Here is a 24,277-nt window from a genome sequence, read left to right as displayed (position 1 = left end):
CTGTAATAGTTGAGTCGTTATTTCGACCTGTAATTATTCACTGATCATCATTTTTGACACTGTGCTGACTCCATGCCTATATTCCAGCCACCGCCACATTAAAATATCTCTTTGGGCAAGATCACCACATAGTAAGATAATGAAATGGCAGAGAGATCGGTTCCTGTAGCCAATATTGCCATCTCCATGAACTAAGGCTTGATATTCAGCAATCAGGACATCATTTAGACATAGCAGAGGAGCTTAACGATGGATCAGAATAATACAAATACTGGCGGCAAGTGCCCGGTGATGCATGGCGGAGCCACGTCTACCGGCATGTCAAACATGGAGTGGTGGCCCAGGGCGCTCAACCTTGACATCCTGCATCAGCACGATAGCAAGACCAATCCGATGGGCAGTGGCTTCAACTATCGTGAAGAGGTCAAAAAACTGGACGTGGCAGCGCTCAAAAAGGACTTGCATGTCCTGATGACGGACAGTCAGGACTGGTGGCCGGCAGACTGGGGGCACTACGGTGGACTGATGATCCGTATGGCCTGGCACTCAGCGGGCACCTATCGCATCGCGGATGGTCGTGGTGGCGGCGGCAGGGGCAACCAGCGCTTTGCGCCCATCAACTCGTGGCCCGACAACGTAAACCTGGACAAGGCTCGCCGCCTGCTCTGGCCGATCAAGAAAAAATACGGCAACAGGCTCAGCTGGGCTGACCTGATGATTCTGGCTGGCACCATTGCCTATGAATCGATGGGTTTGAAGACCTTCGGTTTCGCTTTTGGGCGCGAGGATATCTGGCATCCGGAAAAGGACACCTACTGGGGTTCCGAGAAAGAGTGGCTGGCCCCCAGTGGCAGCGCCAACAGCCGCTATTCCGGCGAGCGCAACCTGGAAAATCCGCTGGCCGCGGTGATGATGGGGCTGATCTACGTTAACCCTGAAGGCGTGGATGGCAAGCCTGACCCGCTCAAGACCGCGCATGACGTGCGCGTGACTTTCGCGCGCATGGCCATGAACGACGAGGAGACCGTCGCTCTCACCGCTGGTGGCCACACGGTGGGCAAAAGCCACGGCAATGGCGATGCCAAGCTGCTGGGCCCGGTTCCTGAGGCGGCTGATATCGACGACCAGGGTCTGGGCTGGATCAACAAGACCCAACGCGGCATTGGACGCAATACGGTTAGCAGCGGTATTGAAGGCGCATGGACGACTCACCCCACCCAGTGGGATAACGGCTATTTCTACCTGCTGTTCACGTACGACTGGGAGCTGAAAAAGAGCCCGGCCGGTGCCTGGCAGTGGGAGCCCATCAACATCCGGGAAGAAGACAAGCCGGTTGATGTCGAAGATCCTTCGATCCGCTACAACCCGATCATGACCGATGCCGACATGGCCATGAAGATGGATCCGGCCTATCGGGCAATTTCCGAGCGCTTTTATCAGGATCCTGCATACTTTTCAGAAGTCTTTGCACGAGCCTGGTTCAAGCTGACCCACCGCGACATGGGCCCGAAATCACGTTACCTCGGGCCGGATGTGCCGAAAGAAGACCTGATCTGGCAGGATCCGGTTCCCACAGGCCGCACCGACTACGATATTGCTGCCGTGAAGGCAAGGATCACAGCCAGCGGTTTAAGTGTCAGCGAAATGGTAACCACCGCATGGGACAGCGCACGTACTTTCCGTGGTTCGGACAAGCGCGGCGGGGCCAACGGTGCGCGTATCCGCCTCGCCCCGCAAAAAGACTGGGAAGGCAATGAACCTGCGCGCCTGGCCAAAGTGCTTACGGTGCTCGAAGGCATCGCGGCAGATACCGGTGCCAGCGTGGCCGATGTCATTGTGCTGGCCGGCAACGTGGGGATTGAGCAGGCTGCCCGGGCTGCAGGCGTGAACATCAGCGTTCCCTTTGCTGCGGGACGGGGGGACGCCTCCCAGGACATGACGGATGCCGAGTCGTTCGACGTGCTGGAACCGATCCATGACGGGTATCGCAATTGGCTCCAAAAGGATTATGCCGTCCATGGCGAAGAACTGATGCTAGACCGCACCCAGCTGATGGGTCTGACGGCCCCTGAAATGACCGCGCTGGTAGGCGGTATGCGTGTTCTGGGTACCAACCACGGTGGCACCCGGCACGGTGTGTTCACCGATCGCGTGGGGGTTTTGAGCAATGATTTCTTTGTCAACCTGACGGACATGGCGTACACATGGAAACCTGCCGGAAACAACCTGTATGAAATCCGCAACCGCAAGACCGGTGCAGTCCAGTGGACAGCAACCCGGGTTGACCTCGTATTCGGGTCCAATTCGATCCTTCGCGCTTATGCCGAAGTCTATGCTCAGGATGACAGCCAGGAAAAATTCGTGCAGGACTTTGTTGCTGCATGGACGAAGGTCATGAATGCTGACCGCTTCGATCTGGTCTAGCGTTCAGATCGTGTTCGATGCCAGCAATCCAAATGAGGTAACAAAATTCCTTAAGATTTTTGGATCATCCGTGTGGTTGGCTTATGTCCGTATGGAACAATGATATTGGATATACCAATGATCAGAACACCACGTTACGATCGCGCTCCGCCACCGCACGGATATAATCGGGCATTCCTTTGATCGTTGCGCCGGCTACGAGATCCGCGGCATTGATCTGCCGCGCTACGGCACAGGCACCACAGACCCAGACGGGGACTCCCGCCTGTTGTATCGCGGCCAGCAGATCTTTCATCGGGGTCAGGTTCACGCCATGCACATGTTCCGCCGTTCCATTGCGCGCAAGCGTTACGGCTTCGTTCCACAGCCAGAGTACCACGTCGTGCCCCTGCTCTTTCGCGGCTTTTGCCGCCATGAACGGCAGCGTAGCCATGGTCGGGTCGTCCGTACCCCGGCTGCCGGAAACGATAAATGTAGCCATTCTTGTTCTCCTTTGTTATTCTTTTTTGCGGTTTCTTTCCTGAAAAATAAAGGGCCATCGATCAGTACCGAGGATGGCCCCTTTCTCCCTTGCGTTAGGTCTTCTTCTGAATCACCCCGCACGCGATCCTGGCTCCTCCGGGGCCATCTTTCGTCGGCGGATCAGGCTGAAACCGGTCTTCAATCTCATGAATAATGAATGCGGTCCCATCGGCGTCAAACAGGGTCGTCAGCCCGGGCGACAGCGTTACACTGCTGCTGACGGCATATAGCGTACCCTTGCGGTTCTCATCCACCACAAGGTTCGGCAGGTCGCCCAGGTGATAGGGATGATTTCCAAGACTGGGATCGACATTCGCTTTCGGGTTGATTTGCGAATCAATGTTGCCATCGTAATGGCCTTTCGCAGCCGCGAATGTCGGCCCGCACGCCCCGGTTTCGTGGAAGTGAACCCCATGTCGGCCGGGGGTCAGCTTGCTGTCAGGCATACCCTGTAGGGTAATTCTGATTTTGACGCGGCCTTCGTATTCCTGGGACAAATAGGCCTTACCGGTAATGCCCGGTCCGGCAATATCCGCCTCGGCATGCAGTTCATTTTCCAGCTTTCCCTGATGATGACCGGAAGCACACCCGGACAGCAGAGACACGCCCGCCACCATCAGCATAGCTGCCTTTACTGCCTGTTTCAAATTGCTCTTGTTCATGATAGTCCCCTTTTATGAGCTTCCTAGCGAGCCAGCGAACGGATGTAATGAATCAGCTGCCATACCTTGTCATCGGACAATCCGGAGAAGGACATCATGCCGGTTCCGGGCGAGCCTTTCTTGATGATCCAAAAAAGCTGACCATCCGGAATATCCTTCATCATGGCATTGCAGGTGAAGTTCCTGGGCGGTGGCACCAGTGCCGCCCCCATCATGCCCTTGCCATCCCCCTTGTCACCATGACACATGGCACAGGCAGCAGGCTTGGCGGTTTTCTGGAATAGCTCCTTTCCGGCCTGCAATACTTCGGCAGAGGCAGGGAGCGGATTTTTCATGGCCATGAAACTGTCTGGAGCCCGGACTGTCTTGCGCGGCTGTATGCAGGCATCCGACTGGCCGCCCCCCCCCGACGAAGAAATTGCAGCAGCGACAGCAGCAATCGGGGCTGCAATGGCCGCTGCCTTGGCAGGCAGGACGCTGGCAGCTGCAGCAGCGGCTGGAGAAGCGGCACTGGTAGCTGCCGTGCTTTCCGGTGCTCCCTTGAAGGTCGCCTTGAGGTAGGCGATTACATCGGCTACGCCTTGCTGGCCAAGGGTCAGGTTCCAGTAGGGCATATTGGACGATTTTCCTACTGCAGGTCCACCATGATTGATCACGTTGTACAGGTACTCCATTGGCAATTGGTCGAACGGTATATTGGCGTGGATTGCAGGTTTGGGTTCCAGTCCGGATGCAGCCGGCCCGTCCCCTTTCCCGGTCAACCCATGGCACTGCGAGCAATATTCCTTGTACAGGACCTTACCGCGACTGACGCTGGCCTTGTCAAATTCCGCGCTCGTCCAGGGCTCATAATACTGGAAGTCTTTTACGCCCTGCGTCATCAGGTATCCGATTACCGCGCGAACCTGCGGGTCGGTCGCATCTGCAAGAAACTCGCCGCTATGCGGCACGAAATCCTGCGGGTTCAGTGCGAAGCGATAGAGCCAGTCCTTGTCATAGCGCTTTCCAGACTCATGCAGTGCCGTGCTTTGCGGTCCGCCGATCAATTTCCCGTCTTCCTCGATGGTGTGACAGCCAAGACAGGCATGCGCCTTGTAGGCCATTGCGCCAAAATCGGCTTCATATCGCGACAGTTTCGTGACATCAAAGGCACCGACGGTAACCCGTGCGTCCTTGTTGTGTGCGGCAAAATAATCGGCAAGCGCATTGGCTTCGGATTCACTGACAACTGGATGTTTGGCAGGAGTTTGATTCAAATCCCATCGATAGCCTTTGGAATAGAGCGGCGCTTCCTTGCCGGTCAGCCATCGGATCAGCCACGGGCGCTGATACTTGCTGCCGGCCCAGATCAGATCTGGAGCCTTGAGATTGAAACGGGAGTCTGGCTTGCCTTCCAGCCGGTGGCACTGGACGCAATTCTGCTGAAGAATTTTTTTTGCGGCGACCTGATCGCTTGCAGACGAGAATCCGGGCAAAGACAACCAGCCCAAGGCGATAAGCGCGCTCCCAATTGCCATTCTTTTTCTGATATTCATGTCGCGGTTCCTTTCATTTTGGTCACCTCACCTGGCCCGTGCGCATCCGTAAACAACGGCCGGCAGAAGAGGGAAACAGAAATCGGTATGATTGCAACGCGAAAAAAGTATATCAGGTTTTCATTTCAGGTATGTTGGATAGCGCACATAACAGAACAATTATCTGTAAAAACCTGCCCCGCCATGCATATTGGGAATGAATATGCGGGATATTGGAATCCTGCACCTAAGCCGATATTTTAGAAGTTCGCCTGTTTGAATCTGTGTATTGAATATTTCAGACAGAATTGCACCCGAAAATTACACCGGATGCCGGTTCGTGGCGGTTACCGTGGAGGTTCTGATTTTTTTGGTAGCCTTTGCAAACTCACCCGGGCTATTCACCGGGCGCTCCATTTACCGGATCGGTTCCTGCCTTTGATATAGCCCAACCAGTTCAGCCTGTGCAATGACATGAGCTTGCATCATTTCCATCAGCATGGTCCTGGTTACATTTTTACGATCCGGTAATACGGTATTCAATGCGTAAATTCTGTGAAAATAACGATGATTGCCGACTGGCGGACACGGCCCTCCATAGCCGGTACGCGACCAGTCGTTGATTCCCTGCACAGTACCCGCTGGCAGGTTTTCCGCATGGATGCCTTCCGGCAGGCCAGTAATGTCGGGGGGGAGATTGTAAAGAACCCAGTGCACCCATATCATTTCAGGAGCAGACGGATCGGGAGCATCCGGGTCATCCACAATTAAAACCAGGCTTTTTGTTCCCTCCGACACACCACTCCAGCTGAGTGCAGGAGAAGTTCCGGAGCCATCGCACGTATGGCGGGCAGGAATCTTGCCGTTATGACGGAAGGAGGGGGATGTGATGATCAGAGACATGATGGTTGAACTCCTCATGTGATGAATCACAGGTAAAAACCGCTCCGGTTTTTTTCGGAACGGATTCCGGAACCCCGTTGAGGTTAAAAATTGTGGCTGAACCGCATGATACAGCCACAATGCACAGTAAAAATCTCCTGCCAGTATTCTGTTACTCTTCTGCCGAACCAGTATTTTCTGCGGTGCGCTTTAACTCGTGATTCTTGACATCTCCACGAGAGATCCGCACATAGTCTTCCAGTTGACGTTTGGCCGCATCAAATGCGTCGCGCAGAGCAACATACACATCTTCGTGGTGATCACGGTTCACCACGATTTCTTTTCCAGGAACCCCGATATCGATGCGTACATCGAACTGCTTGCCTTGATGATGATGCTTGTGCGGCATTTCAACCACAACCCGGCAGGAAATGATTTGTTTAAAAAAATCTTCGAGCTTGCTGGCCTTTTCACGGATTCTCTGTTCCAGCGCATCGGAATGATCTACATCGCGAATGGTAATTTGTAATGGTATCTGCACTGCTTTTCCTCTCAAGTTATAGAATTCTGACTGGTTAACCCGGTTTCTCACTTCACTTCTGATACCCGTATTCTACCAGCTTGACAGACTCGAGCAATTCTTCTGATGAGACTCTCTTTCCTTCCGGCTCTGAAACCTCAAAAAATCCTGATTGAAACAAAAAAATCCAATTACACGATAGTTGCGGCCTGTGCCCGGGAATGCCGAACAAAACGCAGCTGCAAACCCTGCTGCTCTTTCAAACAATCCATCCTGGAAATCACAGCATGATGCTCATGGACCATTTCCGGGATTCACGCATCACGCTTGCACGTAGCGCTTACGCAGTCCCTCCTACTGTCAGGCCATCGATTTTCAGAGTTGGCTGGCCTACCCCTACAGGGACACTCTGACCTTCCTTGCCGCAAACCCCAACGCCTGGATCTAGCGCCATGTCGTTGCCTATCATGGATATTCGGGTCAGCACATCGGGGCCATTGCCTATCAAGGTTGCGCCTTTTACCGGATAGGTGATTTTCCCATCTTCGATCATATAGGCCTCCGCCGTGGAAAATACGAACTTGCCGCTGGTAATATCCACCTGTCCTCCACCGAAATTGGTAGCATATAAACCGCGTTTGACCGAGGCAATTATCTCCTGCGGGTCCTTGTCACCATTCAGCATGTAAGTGTTCGTCATGCGCGGCATCGGCAAATGCGCGAAAGACTCCCTCCGTGCATTTCCTGTGACAGGCACGTTCATCAGGCGGGCATTCAGGCTGTCCTGAAGGTATCCCCGCAGAATGCCATTCTCAATCAGAACCGTGCACTGTGTTGGATTGCCTTCGTCATCCATTTGCAATGAACCACGCCGGTTGGCAACCGTACCATCGTCCACGACCGTCACACCGCTGGCAGCCACCTGTTCGCCGATGCGGCCGGAAAAGGCGGAGCTGCCCTTGCGGTTGAAATCTCCTTCCAGGCCATGCCCTACAGCTTCATGCAGCAAAACGCCAGGCCAGCCTGGGCCCAGGACTACCGTCATGTTCCCGGCAGGCGCAGGGCGGGCATCCAGGTTGGTTACTGCCTGGTGCACAGCCTTGGCGGCATACCCGGATAACACTTCATCGGTGAAATAAGAATAGTCAAAGCGCCCCCCCCCGCCGGATGAACCCTGTTCTCTTTTGCCATTGCTTTCCACTATGACCTGTAGGGAAAGGCGCACCAAGGGACGGATATCGGCATTCAGCAGGCCATCGCTGCGTGCCACCAGCACCACTTCATATTCCCCCGCCAATCCGGCTATGACCTGGGTGACACGCGGATCTATCGCGCGCGCATAGCGTTCCACGCGCTCAAGCATTCCGACCTTGTCTGCATCCTTCAAGCTGGCAATCGGATCATGTGGGAGATACAGGCTACGGTTTCTGTTCGCGCGCGTCAGCGGCGCGATTTGCATCCCACCTTGCCGCGCAATTGCCCGAGTGGTCTTTGCAGCGCTTTCCAGGGCAGAAATACTGATGTCATCCGAGTAGGCAAATGCGGTTTTTTCACCGCTCACCACCCGCACGCCTACGCCCTGATCGATGTTGAAGCTGCCTGATTTGACAATGCCCTCCTCCAATGACCAGCTTTCGGAACGTCCGTATTGAAAATACAGATCGGAATAATCCACCTGGTGCGTCCGCATCTTGGCAAAAATCTGCTCCAGCTGGCCGGGTTCAAGAGCATTTGGCGCAAGCAGGGTCTGCTGTGCAAGAGAAAAAACCGTATCATTATTTTGCATGGTCAAACCTATATACATGTAATAAATTGTTTATGAAAAATCCTGCCTGTCCAGAAACTCCAGACGGTATCCGATTCTGTCTTGATATCCGATCCAGACCGCCAATAGGACGTATCTTGCGCGTTATTGTTCCTTGCCTCATCCGGAAAAAATACGACGGGCGGTTTTCAGATCAGGTACGGAGCAAACTTGCGATGAGACAGTGCGGGCAAACTGGCACGCAGACTTGCGCGGTAAGCCGGATTCACTTCCTCAACCACCACGCCTGAACCGTGGGGCAAACGATCCAGTATTTTGCCCCAGGGATCGACGATCATGCTATTCCCGTGTGTTTCACGACCGTTGATGTGAAATCCTCCTTGCCCCGCAGCAACAACATATGCCAGATTCTCGATGGCACGCGCGCGCACCAGGACTTCCCAGTGTGCTTTTCCAGTAGTTTCAGTAAAAGCAGAAGGAAGTGCAATGATATCGACATCTTGCATCGCCCGGAAAATTTCCGGGAAACGCAGATCGTAGCAGATTGCCAGACCCAGCCTGCCGAATGGACTGTCTACCACCACAACCCGGTCACCAGGTTCGATGGTGCGCCCCTCATGGTATTGCTCCTTGCCGAGATCAAGGTTAAACAGATGCATTTTGTCATAGCGAGCCACCTGTTTGCCTCTTTCATCAAAAACCAGACAGGCATTGCGCATTTTACCCGGTGAATCTGCCACCATGGGAATGGTGCCGCCAACCAGCCAGATTTTATAAGTATGCGCCATTTCCCCCAGAAACTCCTGAATGACTCCCTTTCCAGGTTGCTCGGATATCGCCAGCTTGTCTGCATCGTTCAGACCCATAATGGGAAAATATTCCGGCAATACAACCAGACCTGCCCCGTGATCTACAGCTGTTTTAATCAGACGGCGTGCTTCATTCAGGTTATCAGGAACGCTGGGGCCCGATACCATCTGCACAGCAGCGACCTTGAAAGCATCTGCATTCACTGGGGTGGAAAACTGTCTTCGGATAGCATGGTTATCTTGCATTCTTGAGATTTCTTTAAAAATATCATTCCCGCGGGGGGGCAGCAGGATTGGTACCACCCAGCTTTTCCACATTTGGATTGACCCATGAGCCGGTGACACTGTATTCAAATGACATCAACTTATCGAGTGGCTCACGCAATAGCTTGTTGGCAATATAAACCCCGACACCTACGGCCGGTCCGGCTGCAAAAGCACTCAACAACGAAGCCGTGTTCCCTACGGTAGGAAGAATTTGCACCCGCAGGTCTTGCGTTTCACGTACCAGATCCACCTGCCCTTTCATGGTGACTTTGGCAGATGATCCAAAAATCTTGAAGTCATTGCTGGACAGGATTCCCTTTCTGATCTGCGCCATTCCACTGATGGTATCAAATTTGAAACCCTTGCTGAATACATCCGTGAAATCCAGTGAAATGCGTTTGGGAAGAGCCTGCAGGCTCAATATGCTGAGCAATTTCCCGACACCCGGATTAATTTGCAGGAACTGACCATTTTCCGTATCCAATGCAAGATTCCCATTCAGCGTAGCATAGCTGAAATCCATTGGCGAACCGTCCCAGGAAAAATCCCCCTCCAGTTTCCCGTTACCGTTTTTCACGGCAGAGGAATAGCCGAAACGGCCAAGTATTTCTCCAGCATCACTGATATCCAGTTTCAGGCTCACCTGGGTCTGTTCCCCTGTCGGGGTTACTTGCCATTTTCCATGAGCGTCCAGCACACCGTCCGGGTTTGAAATGGCCAAACGCTCCAGCACCCATTCTTTATCACGCTGCTGCCCAAATAATTCCAGCCTGCCCAGCTTTTTGCCACCCATCGTAATGCTGCCAACCATCCAGTCAAAAGTGGGCAAATTTATCCCCGCAGTTTTATTGCTTACTTCATTTGAAGTATTTGAATTGGCCAGGGCCGAATCTTTTTCCCCGGGTGTAACCCGGTCGGGTTTCAGATTCAGATTTTTCAGGCGTACAGCAAATTTCCCCCTTCCATACGGATGCCAGTTTACTTCACCGTTCACATCCCTGGCTGCCAGGAGTGCGACAATCGCACCATTCACACTGCGTGCATTGACAGACATATCTTCCACTGCATAACCATATCCGCTGGTCCTCCCGATCAGCAAATCGGCACCCGAAATATTGAATCCAGATTCTCCTGCCCCGGAAACCACCCTTCTCCAGCTTTCGATGGATATTTCTGGTATTTTTCCGGTCAGCCAGATGCCATCCTTGTTCATCCATTTTCCGGCATTGCCAAATTTTATCGTGCCACGCCGGATTACCTGGCTTTCCCCCTCCTCTGCACGCAAAAATCTGGCACTGAGAGTCTTTCCATATTGCACTGATAGCAAATCCTGTTGCCCGGGTAACCTGTTCATATCCAGACGCAGCGGAATCGCCTCGTTCGCACGCTTTGCAAAAGGTGCAGGCAAATCAGATACCAGACCCGTGAGGCTCGATGTCAATGCCAGAGAGGTTTTTTTGTTTTCTACCGTAGCCTCCGCACTCCAATCAAACCCGCCATGCAGAAAATTCAACCAGGGATGCGGGTGCGGATCCAGATCACGCAGTGTATCCACATTGGAACGGCCTGTGACCTTGGCACGCACAGCGCCACCGTCACTGCTATGCAATGCAATGGTGGCGGGTCCTCCAAGAATTTGTCCGGTAAGATCCTTCGTTTGTACGCTTGCCTCACTGAACAGCAAATCGCCATTCATTTTCTGCACGCTCACCCGGTTTTTACCCAGGTTCACATCGTTATCCAGAAAATGGTACCGACCGGAAACGACTGCCGGCGCATCTTCATTCAGCGGTATTTCCAGCTGTAGATTCAGCTCCCCGGTTCCAGTCACAGAAATATTATCGGTCAAACCATCGATATACCCGCGTACCGGGCTCTGCCGGATAAAGTTCAGTGCATGTCTGGTCTCCCCTGATGAACTTCCCCGAACCTGCAATAAAAGGCTGGAGCCCAGCATATCCGGAAGAACCACAGTGACATTCTGCAACTGTCCGCCAGCCGTCATGGCGGTTGGTGCAATCACCTCGAGCCGCCGGCCCTGAATCTTCAACTGAGCATCGGCACGCTCCACTCGTGGCCATCCGTTTGCATATTCGATTACAACATCCGACGCATGCGCCTCGATCTTAAACAGGCCGTTGCGCTTTTCTTCAAAGGGAAAATCTCTCAGGTCACCCTTCAGACGCAAATTAAAATCACCTGATTTCCCATCAATCAAGGCATGATGAAGCCAGTCGCGGGCTTCGCCATCCAAGGCAATCAATGGCGTATATCGCGCTGCATGGCGGATTGCTGCATGAGTCAGGTGCACAGTCAGATCAATCAGGCCAGGTCCTTGGGGAAGGGTCTGGTAACTTCCTGAAAAATTCCCGGCAAGATCGGCATTCTCCACAGAAAATTTGTTAAATCTGAATTCCATCCCGTGATCCAGCTTTTTCCAGCTGACATTGCCGATCAGTGAGCCAAAAACCAAAGGTTCCGGCAAAATCAGCGGCGCATCTACCCTGGCATTGTGCGTATAAAGCGACAACACTCCATGTTTTTCATTGCCATCCACCCGGCCACTCAGCCTGCTGAAGCCTGGAATTTTTCCAGAACGCTGTATGGATAATTTGTCAAAGCGCGCCTGTATCCCATAATTCAGCAAGTTTTCAAAATCACCCTGCCATTTTCCCTGCACCTCAGAAACCAGCCCCCGTGGTTCGAAATCAATCAGGCGTTGCTTCATGCCCGATGTCAGCGGAAGAAAATGCGCCAGCCTGGAAAAACTGCCCATATCCAGCCGGTTCACGCTGATCGTACCGCTGGCGGGACGGCCGGCTTCCGCATCCACAAAATGCAGGTTGAAATCGGTGGAAGGCATGACCTGACCATCTGGCATCTGAAGCGATAGTTTGCGCGTGGTAATTTCAAAGCCGCGGCCCATATCCCGCAACGCCACACGCCCTCGCAGTCTTTGCAATTCCAGGTAAGGCAAACCATCGGCCAGTTGTACCTGCACATCCGATAGAAGCAGATCCGTAGTCAGCTGATTGAATTTTCCTTTCTCTATATCCAGCCAGCCACGCAGCGCACCTCTGCCCTGCCGGATTTCAACAGGCAGGGCAAGCCAGCTCTTCCATGCTGTTACATCAACATAGTCAAGCGCGGCATACATCTTTCCGCTCCATGCTTTGAAACTGGCAAAGCTGGAGCCATAAAATTCACCACGAAGATCCATTTCCGCTGAAAGCTCCGCCGGAGGTTGCGCTCTCAAGGAAAATCTATGACGTTGGCCGTTGTTCTGAATAAGCATGTTCACCTGACTTAATGCCAGCGGCAGCCCGGTGTGCTGCTCATCTATCCAGAAAATACGTGCTTCGCGCACGGAAATATACTTCTGGTGCAGCAACCAGTCTGCCAGGGCATAATCCACAGGCTGTTCAGGCAGGGTACTTGCCACGGGCATTCCAGCGACATACAGAATTCCCTGCCTGTCCCGTCTGATCTGCAAATCCGGGCGGGTGATTTCCAGGGTGTGCAGCCGTAACTGGCCGGTCAATGCAGTCATCCATGAAACCACCGTATCCACTTGCTGCAACGCGAGCATGATTTTTCCCTGCTTGTCCAGGATGCGCACATCAATAAGCAAAAGATGCGGGTGCAAACCCTGCCAATCCGCTTTGATCTTGCCGATGGTGACCGGCTGGCCTGCAACTTGACTGGCAATGGAAGTAATACTGTCGTGATAGCGTTCGATATCCGGCAACACCAGGTAACGCAACGCCAGCATCAATCCGCCGGCAAAAAGCAGCAGCAAGACTGCACACGACAGGAAAAAACGAGATACACGATTAAATTGGCGCCAGGAGGTGCGCACCCTGTTTTTCAGCATAAAATGGGAGGATTTCAATGCCCATGCAAGCAAAAATCCAGTGCATGCATTGCAAATTTATAGTAGATAATGAAATTGTAGCAGTGTAACCTCTAGCCTCTTCTATGAATACCGCAATCAAGCTTAGTTCAGTCAGTTTTGAGAAAGTCTTGCAATGTGCGCTGCGCGGCAGCCGATTTGCGCAGCGTCTGCTCGACAGCGACAAAGAGTTACTGCCATGGCTGCGCGAGCAGTACCCGCAACCCTGTACCAGTGATGAAATGGCAACCTGGCTGGACTCGCAACCCGTCACGGACGAAAATTCTCTGTCACATGCATTACGCTGGTTGCGCAAGCGTGTCATGCTGAAGCTTCTGGCAAGAGATCTGACCGGCCTGGCTGGCCTGGACGAAGTGATGACATGCATGTCCGCTCTGGCAGAAATGACCGTGCAGCGCGCACATTCGTTTCTCATGCAGAACCTGGTGCAGCAATATGGCCAGCCTGTGGGAGGACTAAGCGGCACGCCCCAGCAAATGCTGGTAATTGGCATGGGAAAGCTGGGCGGCAAGGAATTGAATGTATCTTCAGATATTGATCTTATTTTTGCTTATCCGGAAGATGGTACCTGCAATGGAGCACGGGGAATCAGCAATCACGATTTCTTTACCCGCCTGGGGCGTCGCCTGATCACCCTCATCAGCGACCTTACCCCTGATGGATACGTGTTTCGTGTCGACATGCGATTGCGGCCCTATGGGGACAGTGGACCTCTGGTTATGAGCTTCGCCGCGGTAGAAGAATATCTGATAGAACAGGGACGTGAATGGGAACGCTATGCATGGATCAAGGCTAGGGTAATCTCTCCTCCTGATGATCCTGCATCCCAAGAGTTGATGAAACTGGTGCAACCATTTGTTTATCGTAAGTATCTGGATTTCGGAACATTTGAATCAATGCGCAAGCTGCATGCGCAGATCAGCCAGGAGGTTCAGCACCGGGACAGGGTTAATCACATCAAACTGGGGCCAGGCGGCATCCGCGAAATTGAATTCATTGCTCAGGTTTTTCAATTGATCCGGGGTGGGCGCGAGCCAGGACTGCGAATTCGTCCTACCTTGCAAGTACTGAATCTGCTCAGCGAAAGCGGCCAGATTGAGCCGGACATCGTAATGAAATTAAGCACGGCCTATATATTTTTGCGCAATCTGGAACATCGTCTGCAATATCTGGATGACCAGCAGACACACGATCTTCCCCGACAAAGCGAGGATCAATCCTTGATTGCAGAAAGCATGGGCTACCAGGATTACCCTGCCATGCTGGTGCAGCTGAACCTTCACCGGGCTCTGGTAAGCGAACAATTTGCCCATATTTTCAGTACGCAAAAAAATGATTCGGAATCTAACGTCCTCTGGCGCGAAAACATTTCCAGTGAAGAATTGAACATGGGTCTGAAGAGCCTGGGGTATGCAGACGGCATGCCCCAGGCGGAAAGGCTGCTGCAGATCCGTGACAGCGCACGTTACCGCCAATTGCCAGATTCAAGCCGCCAGCGTATGGATAAGTTGATCCCGCAATTCATCATACTGTGCGCCGGCTCCGACAACCGGGACCAGACCTTGCCGCGCATTCTGAATTTGCTGGAAAGTGTCAGTAGGCGTGCCTCCTATCTTGCATTCCTGGCCGAATATCCAAAAGTCTTGCCGCGACTGGTCCGACTGGCCAGCGCCAGTGAATGGGCCTGCGAATATCTGGTTCAGCATCCCATTCTGCTGGATGAGTTGCTTGATACCCGTGAGATCTACCTTACACCCGACTGGACTGCGCGAAATGACGAATTGCTGGCGCAGTTGGAGCAATGCAGCACCGATACCGAGTGTCAGATGGATTTACTGCGGCAGTTTCAGCATGGCCAGATTTTCCATTTGCTTGCAATGGATCTGCAGGGTCTGTTGCCACTGGAATTACTTTGCGACCATTTAAGCAGCCTGGCCGATTTGATATTGCAGCAAGTGCTACGCCTATGCTGGCAAAATGCGCGAAAAAAACACCAGCCCCAGGCACAATTTGCCATTATTGCCTATGGCAAGCTTGGCGGACGTGAGCTTGGATATGCCGGAGATCTGGACCTGATTTTTCTATATGACGACCCGCATCCGGACGCAGCAGAAATTTACGCCCGGCTCGCGCAACGCATTAATACCATGATAAGCAGCTATACAGCAGCAGGACGGCTGTATGAAATAGATTTGCGCCTGCGTCCGAATGGTGCAAGCGGCCTTTTGGTCAGCACCATAGAGGCATTCACTGAATACCAGCAGAACCAGGCCTGGGTATGGGAGCATCAGGCCCTGACCCGGGCACGCTTCTGTGCCGGAGATGGACAGATTGGCAGGCAATTCGCAATCATTCGCGAGCAGGTATTGCGAAAACAGCGCGACCTGAACACATTGCGCCAGGAAATTGTGTCAATGCGGAAAAAAATGCTGGATTCGCATCCCAACAACAGTGGTTTGTTCGATATCAAGCATGATCGTGGGGGCATGGTGGACATCGAATTCATAGTACAGTTTCTGATACTTGCCCATGCCCACACCCAGCCTAAGCTAACGGTAAACAAGGGAAATCTGGCGCTGTTGAAGATAGCTGGCGAACTGGGACTAATCAAAATGGAAATGGCGGAAGCTGCCAGCAACTGCTACCGTATCCTGCGCGCCCTGCAGCACAAAATGCGACTGAACAATCAATCACCTTGCCGTATCGACAGGAAAGAAATCGACACAACTCCTGTGGTTGCGCTCTGGGCAGCACTGCTGGAGCAGGATTGAGAAGAATAAAAGCAAGTGTAGCCGATCCGGGTGCTCTGTCATCCTCATGGAAACTTCCGGTATTCTGTGCGAGCTGATACAAAAACAGATTTAATCAAAATGCAACAGCTTGCGTGGAAGTGAAAACTCATTTCCCGATATCAGATCATTGAACATTCGGAAAAACTGGTCAGCGGAAGGCGGGCAGCCCGGGAGATAGAAATCAACTTGCACTACTTCGTGAATGGGATACACCTTATCGAGTAGCAATGGTAATTCCGCATCATTCGGAATTTGTGGATTTTCCACTCCCTCCCCATGCAAATAAACCTCTTCCAGGCACGCCCGTAACTGAAAGCTGTTGCGCAAGGCCGGCACCCCGCCATTGATCGCACAGGCTCCCACCGCGATGAGAATTTTGCAGTTCTTGCGAAACTCGCGCAGCACATGAACGTTTTCCTCATTGCATATTCCGCCCTCTACCAAACCGATATCGCAAGAGCCACAATGCTTGATGTCGGTAAACGGGGAACGGTCAAATTCGGCTTTTTCCAGAATGGAAACCAGCCGTTCATCCATGTCAAGCAGGGACATATGACAACCAAAACAACCTGCCAACGAGGTGGTGGCAATCCTGATCCGGGTCATTTCTGCCCCATTTCTGGGGGTATGGTTTTTCCCAGGTCGATTTCTTCGACCTGGTGAAGATCGAATGTTCGTTGTCCAATCGGCACCCGATAGCCTTGTTCCTTGATGAGAATCGCACCTACCGGACACACATGCACTGCAAGGTCATGCATTTCGATGTCGCTGTCAGCCAACATACCGCTCGCTGAATTCACGATTAAACGGGCGCGGGTTCCTCTGCCTGCAATCGCAAACATATTTTTTCCATCCGCCTCGCGACTGGCACGTACGCACAACTCGCACAATATGCAACGGTCACGATCAAGCATAACGGTCGGGTGCGAAGCATCCAAGTCCCGCCGCGGAAAAAATGGCGGGAAATGCCCATCCAGCATTCCCAGATAATAAGCCACAGCCTGCAACGTACAATTCCCAGAATGTTCACAGGATGGGCAGATATGATTCCCTTCTGTAAACAACATTTGCGTAATTACCTTGCGTGCCTCATTCAATTCTGGCGTGTTATTGCGAATCCACTGTCCGGCCGTTGCAGGCATAGTGCATGCGGCTACACTCCTGCTGCGGGTCTCCTCCTGTATTTTCCCCTCTCTCCGTCGATCAGAATCACCAAGAGTTTCTTTACGGTCGACAATATCAACCATGCAAAGCCTGCAACTCCCATGCGGCGAAAGTCCCGAGCGGTGACACAGATGCGGAATGTAAATCCCGGCTTCCAGCGCTGCATCGATGATAGTTTGCCCGTGTTGAAACGGAATTTCCTGTCCGTCTATCGTAATCGTATTCCGGGCAGCCTGATCCTGCCTGTTGTCCGTTTTCATCATTGCCCGCCCCGGTCGGCGCATGCAATTCCATCGTTACCCTTACGAATGCGACGCCCCTCGGCAAGCGCTTTGTCCAGATCCAAATCCGGCTCAAAATCACGATTCAGCAAAAACTTCTCCAGCACCTGCGGAAAACGCTGCAATCCATCCAGAACAGGATTCGCCGCGGTCTGTCCCAAACCGCAATGAGAATATTGCTTCATCAGCCTGGCGGTATGCAGTATTTCTTCCAGATCAGTCTGCGCACCACGCCCACTGAAGATTTTATCCAGTCTGTCCCTGAGCAGAACGGTTCCTACCCGACACGGGGTGCAGAAACCACAGCTCTCATGAGAAAAAAAACGGGAGAAATTGACCAGGATCGCCATCAAATCCCGTGATTTGTCAAAAACCATCACCGCACCCCCCGTGGGCAAATCATCGTATCCAAGCCTGCGATCAAATTCCGGGCTGCCAATCAGCACCCCGGAAGGTCCCCCGACCTGCACCGCATAAGTATCCGCAGCCCCACAGTCCTCCAGCACCTGCCGTATAGAAACTCCAAACGGATATTCATAAATTCCCGGCCTGGCACAATTCCCACTAATACTCAGGATTTTACTGCCCTTCGAGACTTCATCCCCCATTGCTCTGAGCCAGGTACTGCCTTTCTGTACAACGCAAGCGGCAGCGACAAACGTCTCAACATTGTTCACTACGGTTGGCTGGCCAAGATAACCATGAGAAACCGGGAACGGCGGGCGCACGCGCGGAATCCCGCGTTTCCCCTCGAGCGACTCGATGAGCGCCGATTCCTCTCCGCAGATATAGGCTCCAGCTCCGACTACGATCTGGACATCAAAACTAAAACCAGGCTGGTTGCAGATATTCGTACCCAGCAGGCTGGTTTCTCGACGCAGCAGCAACACAGATTGCAAATGGGGCAGCAGATAGCGATATTCCCCGCGCAGATACAGATAACCCAGATTGGCTCCAATCAGATAGGCACACACTGTCATGCCTTCAAACAGACTGTCCGCATAGCGATGAAGCAGCACACGATCCTTGAATGTGCCAGGCTCTCCCTCATCGGCATTGCATATCACATAATGCGCGGCACCCTGAGCTACACGGCAGGATTTCCACTTCATTCCAGTGCTGAACCCTGCACCACCACGACCACGCAAACCCGACTGAATAATCTCGTTCAGGCTCGCTTCTGCGCCAAACGCAAGCATCGCACGCAAGCTGTCTCCTCTTGGCATCTCGTGATCCAGCAACATGCCGCTCATGCGAATGGAATCTTCAATTTGAAACCATTCAGACGGCCAGTCTGCCAGTGGTACCCGATCTTCAATCAGAATGGCGATGCGTTCCAACAAGCTGCCATCCAGTCCGGTAACAGGCATCCCATTGACCAGCAATGCCGCCCCATGGTCACACATCCCGATGCAAGAAGTTTGATCCATGCTTACCAGGCCATCTTCGCGTGTCCTGCCGGCAACAATACCCAGCCGCCGGCCAAACATTGCCATCAGGTCCGTCCCGTCCACCAGATACCCGCAACAGATACAGTTGCTGAAAAGAATATCGTATTTTCCACGCGGGGTTTTGTGGAAAAAGGAATAGAACTCCACCACAGCCTCCACCTGACTGTACGGAAGAGCCAGCATAGCGGACACTTCCCGGATGGCAGTTTCAGAAACATGCAAAAATTTCTGTTGCAGTATATGCAGCACATGCAACAAATGAGGCGACTCCACGCAGGCTCCGGCAATGATCTGGCGAAGCATGCCGGCATCGTTCCCCGAATGCGGACAGCCTGTTATCAAAATATTGCCCAAGATTGCACCTCATTCTTTGGACCATCAATTTGAAGCATACCTTCGCATCCGCTGTACGGTCAATTACCATGAATTGAACCAAATGCAGTTCCAGGGGCAATCTTGTGACCAGGCAACCAAGGAAGTTAGGGAACAAGCATCCATTCAGTGCTCCGGGATTTCCGGTGATTTTCATATTTCCGGGCAGACTGCGCCCCCGACGCCAGTAACGCTCGCCGGACCTGATACAGGTTACCGTTGGCTTATGAGCATTTTACAGGACGGCTGACTTGTTCATGGATTCCCTTGGATACCAAACACCAAACCAGGTATTCTTCAAATCATACGTTGCACTTCAATATTTGAATTTACGAAAGATAAAGAAATGTAAAGATTCTGATTTTCAAGCTGATCGGAAAAGGTCTTTAAAACGCAAGCAAGGTTTCTCAATACACCAAAATGACAATTCTGCAATGATCAAAGTAAACAAGACTGATATGACGATCTTAATATAATACGAATTTCCTGCATCTATTCCAAAATAGCCGGCGATTTCGGCATAGTGAGCCACAATTGCATTATGATATAGATAGATTCCGTAGCTGATTTTTCCTATATGCACCGTCATCCGGTTGTGCAGAATTCCTTCTTTTGCCTGAGAAAATAGTGCGATGATGATGACTCCGGTCGCCACTAATCCTATTGATAGTTGTCCAATCATATAGAAAATCATTTTCTCAAATACGTAATATGAGCCGTAGTAAAGTACTAGACCAGTTACTACTAATGGATAACCTGATGAGCGAACTGTCTGTTGGCAGTAAATGTTGCCTAAAGCTATTAATGCACCCAAGGCAAAGAAATCCACATTGGCCAACGGAAAAACTTTAGCTTGCGTATATGAAAAGCCATCAGACAATAGATAAAATCGCGCTAGAGAAGCCAGTGCGATAACGGAAACAAACAGAATCAGCAGAGCTTTTGTCCGTGTGCGTAAAAACAAGACTAGAAAAGGCCACAGCAGATAGAATTGCTCTTCCACTGCAAGTGTCCATAAATGGCTGTATTCTCCTATCCAGGAATTGTGGTTGAAGATATAGAAATTGCCAAGATAAAACCAGAGCATGAAGCCATAATCATTAACATTAGAGATGTTGGCTATGTAACATATGGCAAGAAACAAATAGTAGATAGGAAAAATTCGCAAGGAACGGCGGATGTAGAATTGTTTGAAAGATTGCGCTATCGGCTTGTGTTGCGGTTCTTTCAACAAAATGTAAGTGATCAGAAATCCGCTTAGTACAAAAAATAAGACGACTCCAGTCTGTCCCAATGGAAACAGCGATTCAGTTGCATCTTTCCATGTCCAGATTTGAAAGATATGCGCAAAAACCACCATGAATACCGCATAGCATCGTACGGTATCCAGATGAATAAAATACCGTAAATTGCCATTGGAAGGGAAATCATTATTTTTTTTCATGGAAGGTTAGATCGTTCAGTTTTCTTCAAAAACTTTTCAATTTAAGCCGGGCTGCAGCCCGTCCCCTGGAAATATAACATGTCATTTACAATCTGCCTTACCAAGAAAACGAAGCGTGGGTCGTCATCGGTCGAACCGAATTCAAACCTGCATGCCCTTCTCCCGGTCCTGGATTTTAAATTTTTCTCGTGATACCAGTGATTTAATGTCAGACAGTGGGTCAAAACTTTTCCAAGGAAATCCTGAGCGAAGTGGTTATCGCCATGTTGACCATCCAGTGTCTGTGATGCATTGCATGCCATGGCATCAGCAAGAGCTACCTGCAAGGCCAACTTGGCGGCATGCCTCGCATCTTGCTCAGCAGAAATTTTGCCGAGAGTGATGAGGCACAAGCCGCCAAGGAGGTACAGTAGTGGCAGCACAGCGACGGAAATTCCATCGACCACTGGAAGAATATCGCTACAAGAAGCTGTTCCTCATCGCGACGAGGGCAGACGCCATATCCATTCTTGTCCGTTCCAGAACGCAAGAATCCCCCATTCTCAGTGTCTTCTTCGACGGTAGCGGTGGATCGGTAATCATCGTTACAGGTTGTTCCACAGCAACATGAATTCAACTTATGTCAGTTGAAGTTTTGCGCTACCGTTTCATGAATGATGCGCAATTGCTGAAAACTCAGGGTTCTTCTTTTTTTCTTCAAACAGCCTGATATGGCGAGGATAAATGAATACTTTATCTCCTACACTTACCGGTGTTGCATTGAAACGCTCGCGACTCAGCTCGATTTCTACTATTTCTCCGTCCGGCAGGGTTGCCGTTTCCAGTCTGACGGTAGGCCCGATTGCCCGGATCTGTTTTACGATGGCTGTCAGGGAAGATGGATGCGGATCGGAGCTTATTTCAATATCGTGCGGACGGACATAGGCAATGGCGTCCCCATGTTGGTGTGTCCATAGAGCATGTGTACGGCTATGGAACAAGTTTACATTTCCTATGAATTCATATACGAATGGAGAACCAGGATTGGCATATACTTCATCGGGTGACCCCACTTGTTCAATTTCACCTTTATTCATTACTACGATCCGATCCGCTACTTCCAGAGCTTCTTCCTGGTCATGGGTGACAAACACGCTGGTGACGTGAAGTTCGTCATGCAGGCGGCGCAGCCAGCGGCGCAGTTCTTTGCGTACCTTGGTATCCAGTGCTCCAAACGGTTCATCCAGTAATAGTATCTGTGGCTCAACGGCTAATGCACGCGCCAGGGCGACACGCTGCCGTTGTCCTCCGGAAAGTTGTGCCGGGTATCGGTCGGCAAGCCAGTCCAGTTGAACCAGTTGCAACAGTTCATGTACACGGCGTTTGATTTCAGTTTCGTTGTGCCGTTCCTTTTTTGGTTTCACGCGAAGACCGAAGGCAACATTTTCAAACAATGTCATGTGCCGGAACAAGGCGTAATGCTGGAACACAAATCCGACACTGCGCTCGCGTGCATTGCGATGTGCAATGTTTTTCCCGTGAAAGAGTATGTTTCCAGAATTCTGTACATCCAATCCGCCGATGATGCGTAACAGCGTGGTTTTCCCGCATCCGGACGGCCCCAGTAACGCAACCAGCTCTCCGCTTTCGACCTCCAGATTAATATTGTTCAGTGCAGTAAAATTGCCAAACTGCTTGTTTAAATTTTGAATTGTGATGCTCATTCTGTTTCTCCGTGAGGAATGGTCTGGCTATCTTTTCTGACCCTGTATTCGACTATTGATTTGGCGAGCAAGGTAATCAGAGCTAGCAAGGCAAGGAGTGAAGCCACGCTGAATGCAGCAACAAAGTTGTATTCGTTATAGAGAATCTCGACATGCAGCGGCACCGTGTTGGTCATACCCCGGATATGCCCAGAGACTACCGATACCGCACCGAACTCTCCCATCGCGCGGGCGTTGCACAGTATGACCCCATATAGCAGCCCCCATTTGATATTGGGCACGGTGATGCGCCAAAATGTTTGCCAGCCAGAAGCGCCCAGTGATACCGCTGCTTCTTCTTCATCCTTGCCCTGTGCCTGCATCAGCGGGATTAACTCCCTGGCAATGAAGGGAAAGGTGACAAAGATCGTGACTAGCACAATGCCCGGGACGGCGAAAATCAGCTTAATATCATGTTCCTGCAGCCATGGGCCAAGCCAGCCTTGTGCACCAAACAGAAGGACATAGATCATGCCAGACACTACGGGACTGACGGCAAAGGGCAGATCAATCAACGTGATCAACAGGTTTTTGCCACGGAACTCGAATTTCGCAATAGCCCATGCCGCAGCGACACCAAAAATCAGATTGGCCGGAACGGCGATTGCTGCCGCAATTAGGGTCAGTTCAATCGCCGACCCTGCATCAGGGTCTCGCAATGCTTCCAGATATAATTCCCATCCCTTGCCAAGCGCTTCGTAGAACACCGCAAACAAAGGCAGGCCAAGAAATAATGCCAGATAGAACAGTGCAATCGCGATAAGAATTCGTGCCACTATTCTGGGCTCACAAGTAGCGATTTTGATGTGGCTTGGCTGTAATCGGCTGGAATTCCTCATTTCATACCCCGACGGTTGCTCCACCCTTGCAAGCCATTGATGATCAGGAGTAGCATGAATGAAATCAGCAGCATTACAAGTGCAATTGCGGTTGCACCAGCATAATCGTATTGCTCCAGTTTAGCGACGATCAACAAAGGTGCAATTTCCGAGATGAACGGCATGTTGCCCGCAATAAAAATCACCGAGCCATATTCCCCAATGGATCGTGCGAAAGCCAATGCAAATCCAGTCAGCAAGGCAGGATAAATGGAAGGAAAAATAACCCGCAGAACCGTATTCCAGCGACTTGCGCCCAGACACGCCGCTGCTTCTTCAGCTTCCGATTCCATTTCCTCCAATACTGGTTGTACAGTACGCACCACGAAAGGCAAGCCGATGAAGGTCAGTGCTATGACTATGCCAAGCGGGGTATAGGCAATCTTGATGTCATATTCAGCAAAGTAATGGCCGATCCAGCCATTGGGTGCATACAGCATAGCGAGGGTAATGCCTGCAACTGCAGTAGGCAATGCGAATGGAAGGTCTACCAGCGCGTCTATCAGACGTTTCCCGGGAAACGTATAGCGAGTCAGCACCCACGCGATGACCAGACCAAAAATGGCATTCAATGCAGCAGCAATCAGGGAAGAAAAGAATGTAACTCGCAGCGAGGCCAGCACCCTTTCATTTGTGACTATCTCCCAAAAATTATCCCAGCCTGACGTTGCTGTTTTGAAAAACAGTGATGACAAGGGAATCAGTACGATCAAAGAAAGATAGAGGAGGGTGAAACCCAGCGCCAGATTGAATCCGGGCAGTACACTATGCTCCTTGAGTTTTAACATTGTCTTGTCCTTAAGCTGAATTTGCCGGGCAGTGTACCGATACCCGCCATTTATCAGAAATCATTAATTCAGCTATTCAAATATTTT

The 24,277-nt window shown here is 51.5% G+C and carries 19 protein-coding genes; 3 read left to right on the top strand and 16 right to left on the bottom strand.

Features of this window, described 5'->3' with window-relative positions:
• Positions 1–249 precede the first annotated feature (249 nt).
• Positions 250–2,424: a catalase/peroxidase HPI gene (gene katG, locus KJA68_RS09640; protein ID WP_213036722.1), complete on the top strand. Its 2,175-nt coding sequence runs from the start codon at positions 250–252 to the stop codon at positions 2,422–2,424.
• Positions 2,425–2,545: 121 nt separating this feature from the next.
• On the opposite strand, the gene KJA68_RS09635 is transcribed toward katG, so the two are convergent.
• From KJA68_RS09635 to KJA68_RS09600, 8 genes are all read right to left on the bottom strand, one after another.
• The gene (locus KJA68_RS09635) at positions 2,546–2,905 is read right to left on the bottom strand and encodes a DsrE family protein (RefSeq protein ID WP_213036721.1); all 360 of its coding nucleotides are present in this window, start codon (positions 2,903–2,905) and stop codon (positions 2,546–2,548) included.
• A gap of 94 nt (positions 2,906–2,999) precedes the next feature.
• Positions 3,000–3,608 carry a superoxide dismutase family protein gene (locus tag KJA68_RS09630; protein ID WP_213036720.1) on the bottom strand — a complete coding sequence of 203 codons (609 nt, stop codon included), beginning with the start codon at positions 3,606–3,608 and terminating at the stop codon, positions 3,000–3,002.
• A 23-nt stretch (positions 3,609–3,631) separates the two neighbouring features.
• Positions 3,632–5,143 carry a c-type cytochrome gene (locus KJA68_RS09625; RefSeq protein ID WP_213036719.1) on the bottom strand — a complete coding sequence of 504 codons (1,512 nt, stop codon included), beginning with the start codon at positions 5,141–5,143 and terminating at the stop codon, positions 3,632–3,634.
• Between the two features lie 396 nt (positions 5,144–5,539).
• Positions 5,540–6,025, bottom strand: coding sequence for a YbhB/YbcL family Raf kinase inhibitor-like protein (locus KJA68_RS09620; RefSeq protein ID WP_213036718.1), 486 nt, complete (start codon positions 6,023–6,025; stop codon positions 5,540–5,542).
• A gap of 151 nt (positions 6,026–6,176) precedes the next feature.
• Positions 6,177–6,545 (bottom strand): ribosome hibernation-promoting factor, HPF/YfiA family, encoded by a 369-nt coding sequence (gene hpf / locus KJA68_RS09615; RefSeq protein WP_213036717.1) that lies wholly within the window; start codon positions 6,543–6,545, stop codon positions 6,177–6,179.
• Positions 6,546–6,864: 319 nt separating this feature from the next.
• Positions 6,865–8,310, bottom strand: a complete 1,446-nt coding sequence (gene tldD, locus KJA68_RS09610; protein WP_213036716.1) for a metalloprotease TldD — start codon at positions 8,308–8,310, stop codon at positions 6,865–6,867.
• Between the two features lie 167 nt (positions 8,311–8,477).
• Complete coding sequence (locus KJA68_RS09605) at positions 8,478–9,344, bottom strand: carbon-nitrogen hydrolase family protein (RefSeq protein WP_213036715.1); 867 nt, start codon at positions 9,342–9,344, stop codon at positions 8,478–8,480.
• 22 nt (positions 9,345–9,366) lie between these two features.
• Complete coding sequence (locus tag KJA68_RS09600) at positions 9,367–13,239, bottom strand: YhdP family protein (protein WP_213036714.1); 3,873 nt, start codon at positions 13,237–13,239, stop codon at positions 9,367–9,369.
• Between the two features lie 104 nt (positions 13,240–13,343).
• On the opposite strand from KJA68_RS09600, the gene glnE reads away from it, so the two are divergent.
• Positions 13,344–16,049 carry a bifunctional [glutamate--ammonia ligase]-adenylyl-L-tyrosine phosphorylase/[glutamate--ammonia-ligase] adenylyltransferase gene (gene glnE, locus KJA68_RS09595; protein WP_213036713.1) on the top strand — a complete coding sequence of 902 codons (2,706 nt, stop codon included), beginning with the start codon at positions 13,344–13,346 and terminating at the stop codon, positions 16,047–16,049.
• Between the two features lie 90 nt (positions 16,050–16,139).
• Here the strand turns inward: glnE and KJA68_RS09590 are convergent, their stop codons facing one another.
• The 5 genes from KJA68_RS09590 to KJA68_RS09570 all read right to left on the bottom strand — a co-directional run bounded on the left by KJA68_RS09590 (position 16,140) and on the right by KJA68_RS09570 (position 21,204).
• A complete protein-coding gene (locus tag KJA68_RS09590) occupies positions 16,140–16,676 on the bottom strand; it encodes an NADH-quinone oxidoreductase subunit B family protein (RefSeq protein WP_213036712.1) in 537 nt (178 codons plus the stop codon).
• The gene (locus tag KJA68_RS09585; protein WP_246487140.1) at positions 16,673–17,497 is read right to left on the bottom strand and encodes a 2Fe-2S iron-sulfur cluster-binding protein; all 825 of its coding nucleotides are present in this window, start codon (positions 17,495–17,497) and stop codon (positions 16,673–16,675) included. The genes KJA68_RS09590 and KJA68_RS09585 overlap by 4 nt, the downstream gene beginning before the upstream one ends.
• Positions 17,494–19,269 (bottom strand): NADH-ubiquinone oxidoreductase-F iron-sulfur binding region domain-containing protein, encoded by a 1,776-nt coding sequence (locus KJA68_RS09580; RefSeq protein WP_213036711.1) that lies wholly within the window; start codon positions 19,267–19,269, stop codon positions 17,494–17,496. Before KJA68_RS09580 ends, KJA68_RS09585 begins: the two co-directional genes overlap by 4 nt.
• Positions 19,270–19,702: 433 nt before the next feature.
• A complete protein-coding gene (locus KJA68_RS09575) occupies positions 19,703–20,782 on the bottom strand; it encodes an acyltransferase family protein (protein WP_213036710.1) in 1,080 nt (359 codons plus the stop codon).
• A 41-nt stretch (positions 20,783–20,823) separates the two neighbouring features.
• Complete coding sequence (locus KJA68_RS09570) at positions 20,824–21,204, bottom strand: hypothetical protein (protein WP_213036709.1); 381 nt, start codon at positions 21,202–21,204, stop codon at positions 20,824–20,826.
• Between KJA68_RS09570 and KJA68_RS09565 the strand changes: the two genes are divergently transcribed.
• The gene (locus KJA68_RS09565) at positions 21,195–21,392 is read left to right on the top strand and encodes a hypothetical protein (RefSeq protein ID WP_213036708.1); all 198 of its coding nucleotides are present in this window, start codon (positions 21,195–21,197) and stop codon (positions 21,390–21,392) included. The two genes, KJA68_RS09570 and KJA68_RS09565, sit on opposite strands and share 10 nt — an antisense overlap.
• Positions 21,393–21,429: 37 nt before the next feature.
• Here KJA68_RS09565 and KJA68_RS09560 read toward each other — a convergent pair whose 3' ends face one another.
• From KJA68_RS09560 to cysT, 3 genes are read right to left on the bottom strand one after another with little or no spacing between them, the layout of a single operon-like run.
• Entirely contained in the window at positions 21,430–22,485 is a 1,056-nt protein-coding gene (locus KJA68_RS09560) for a sulfate/molybdate ABC transporter ATP-binding protein (RefSeq protein ID WP_213036707.1), read from the bottom strand.
• Positions 22,482–23,363, bottom strand: coding sequence for a sulfate ABC transporter permease subunit CysW (gene cysW, locus KJA68_RS09555; RefSeq protein WP_213036706.1), 882 nt, complete (start codon positions 23,361–23,363; stop codon positions 22,482–22,484). Before cysW ends, KJA68_RS09560 begins: the two co-directional genes overlap by 4 nt.
• The gene (cysT, locus tag KJA68_RS09550) at positions 23,360–24,190 is read right to left on the bottom strand and encodes a sulfate ABC transporter permease subunit CysT (protein WP_213036705.1); all 831 of its coding nucleotides are present in this window, start codon (positions 24,188–24,190) and stop codon (positions 23,360–23,362) included. The genes cysW and cysT overlap by 4 nt, the downstream gene beginning before the upstream one ends.
• Positions 24,191–24,277 lie beyond the last annotated feature (87 nt).

Source organism: Candidatus Nitrotoga fabula (genome assembly GCF_905221025.1).
GTDB classification, from domain to species: Bacteria; Pseudomonadota; Gammaproteobacteria; order Burkholderiales; family Gallionellaceae; genus Nitrotoga; species Nitrotoga fabula.
The sequence above is the reverse complement of the archived record's forward strand: the minus strand, read 5'-3'. Positions and strand labels throughout refer to the sequence as shown.

What these genes read in the sequence shown, in the direction of transcription:
- tldD (WP_213036716.1), bottom strand. Translation starts at nt 8,310, where the DNA reads ATGCAAAATAATGATACGGTTTTTTCTCTTGCACAGCAGACCCTGCTT.
- KJA68_RS09605 (WP_213036715.1), bottom strand. Translation starts at nt 9,344, where the DNA reads ATGCAAGATAACCATGCTATCCGAAGACAGTTTTCCACCCCAGTGAAT.
- KJA68_RS09585 (WP_246487140.1), bottom strand. Translation starts at nt 17,497, where the DNA reads ATGATGAAAACGGACAACAGGCAGGATCAGGCTGCCCGGAATACGATT.
- glnE (WP_213036713.1), top strand. Translation starts at nt 13,344, where the DNA reads ATGAATACCGCAATCAAGCTTAGTTCAGTCAGTTTTGAGAAAGTCTTG.
- KJA68_RS09635 (WP_213036721.1), bottom strand. Translation starts at nt 2,905, where the DNA reads ATGGCTACATTTATCGTTTCCGGCAGCCGGGGTACGGACGACCCGACC.
- KJA68_RS09580 (WP_213036711.1), bottom strand. Translation starts at nt 19,269, where the DNA reads ATGCTTCGCCAGATCATTGCCGGAGCCTGCGTGGAGTCGCCTCATTTG.
- katG (WP_213036722.1), top strand. Translation starts at nt 250, where the DNA reads ATGGATCAGAATAATACAAATACTGGCGGCAAGTGCCCGGTGATGCAT.
- cysT (WP_213036705.1), bottom strand. Translation starts at nt 24,190, where the DNA reads ATGTTAAAACTCAAGGAGCATAGTGTACTGCCCGGATTCAATCTGGCG.
- KJA68_RS09620 (WP_213036718.1), bottom strand. Translation starts at nt 6,025, where the DNA reads ATGTCTCTGATCATCACATCCCCCTCCTTCCGTCATAACGGCAAGATT.
- KJA68_RS09590 (WP_213036712.1), bottom strand. Translation starts at nt 16,676, where the DNA reads ATGACCCGGATCAGGATTGCCACCACCTCGTTGGCAGGTTGTTTTGGT.
- KJA68_RS09630 (WP_213036720.1), bottom strand. Translation starts at nt 3,608, where the DNA reads ATGAACAAGAGCAATTTGAAACAGGCAGTAAAGGCAGCTATGCTGATG.
- KJA68_RS09600 (WP_213036714.1), bottom strand. Translation starts at nt 13,239, where the DNA reads ATGCTGAAAAACAGGGTGCGCACCTCCTGGCGCCAATTTAATCGTGTA.
- KJA68_RS09575 (WP_213036710.1), bottom strand. Translation starts at nt 20,782, where the DNA reads ATGAAAAAAAATAATGATTTCCCTTCCAATGGCAATTTACGGTATTTT.
- cysW (WP_213036706.1), bottom strand. Translation starts at nt 23,363, where the DNA reads ATGAGGAATTCCAGCCGATTACAGCCAAGCCACATCAAAATCGCTACT.
- KJA68_RS09625 (WP_213036719.1), bottom strand. Translation starts at nt 5,143, where the DNA reads ATGAATATCAGAAAAAGAATGGCAATTGGGAGCGCGCTTATCGCCTTG.
- KJA68_RS09560 (WP_213036707.1), bottom strand. Translation starts at nt 22,485, where the DNA reads ATGAGCATCACAATTCAAAATTTAAACAAGCAGTTTGGCAATTTTACT.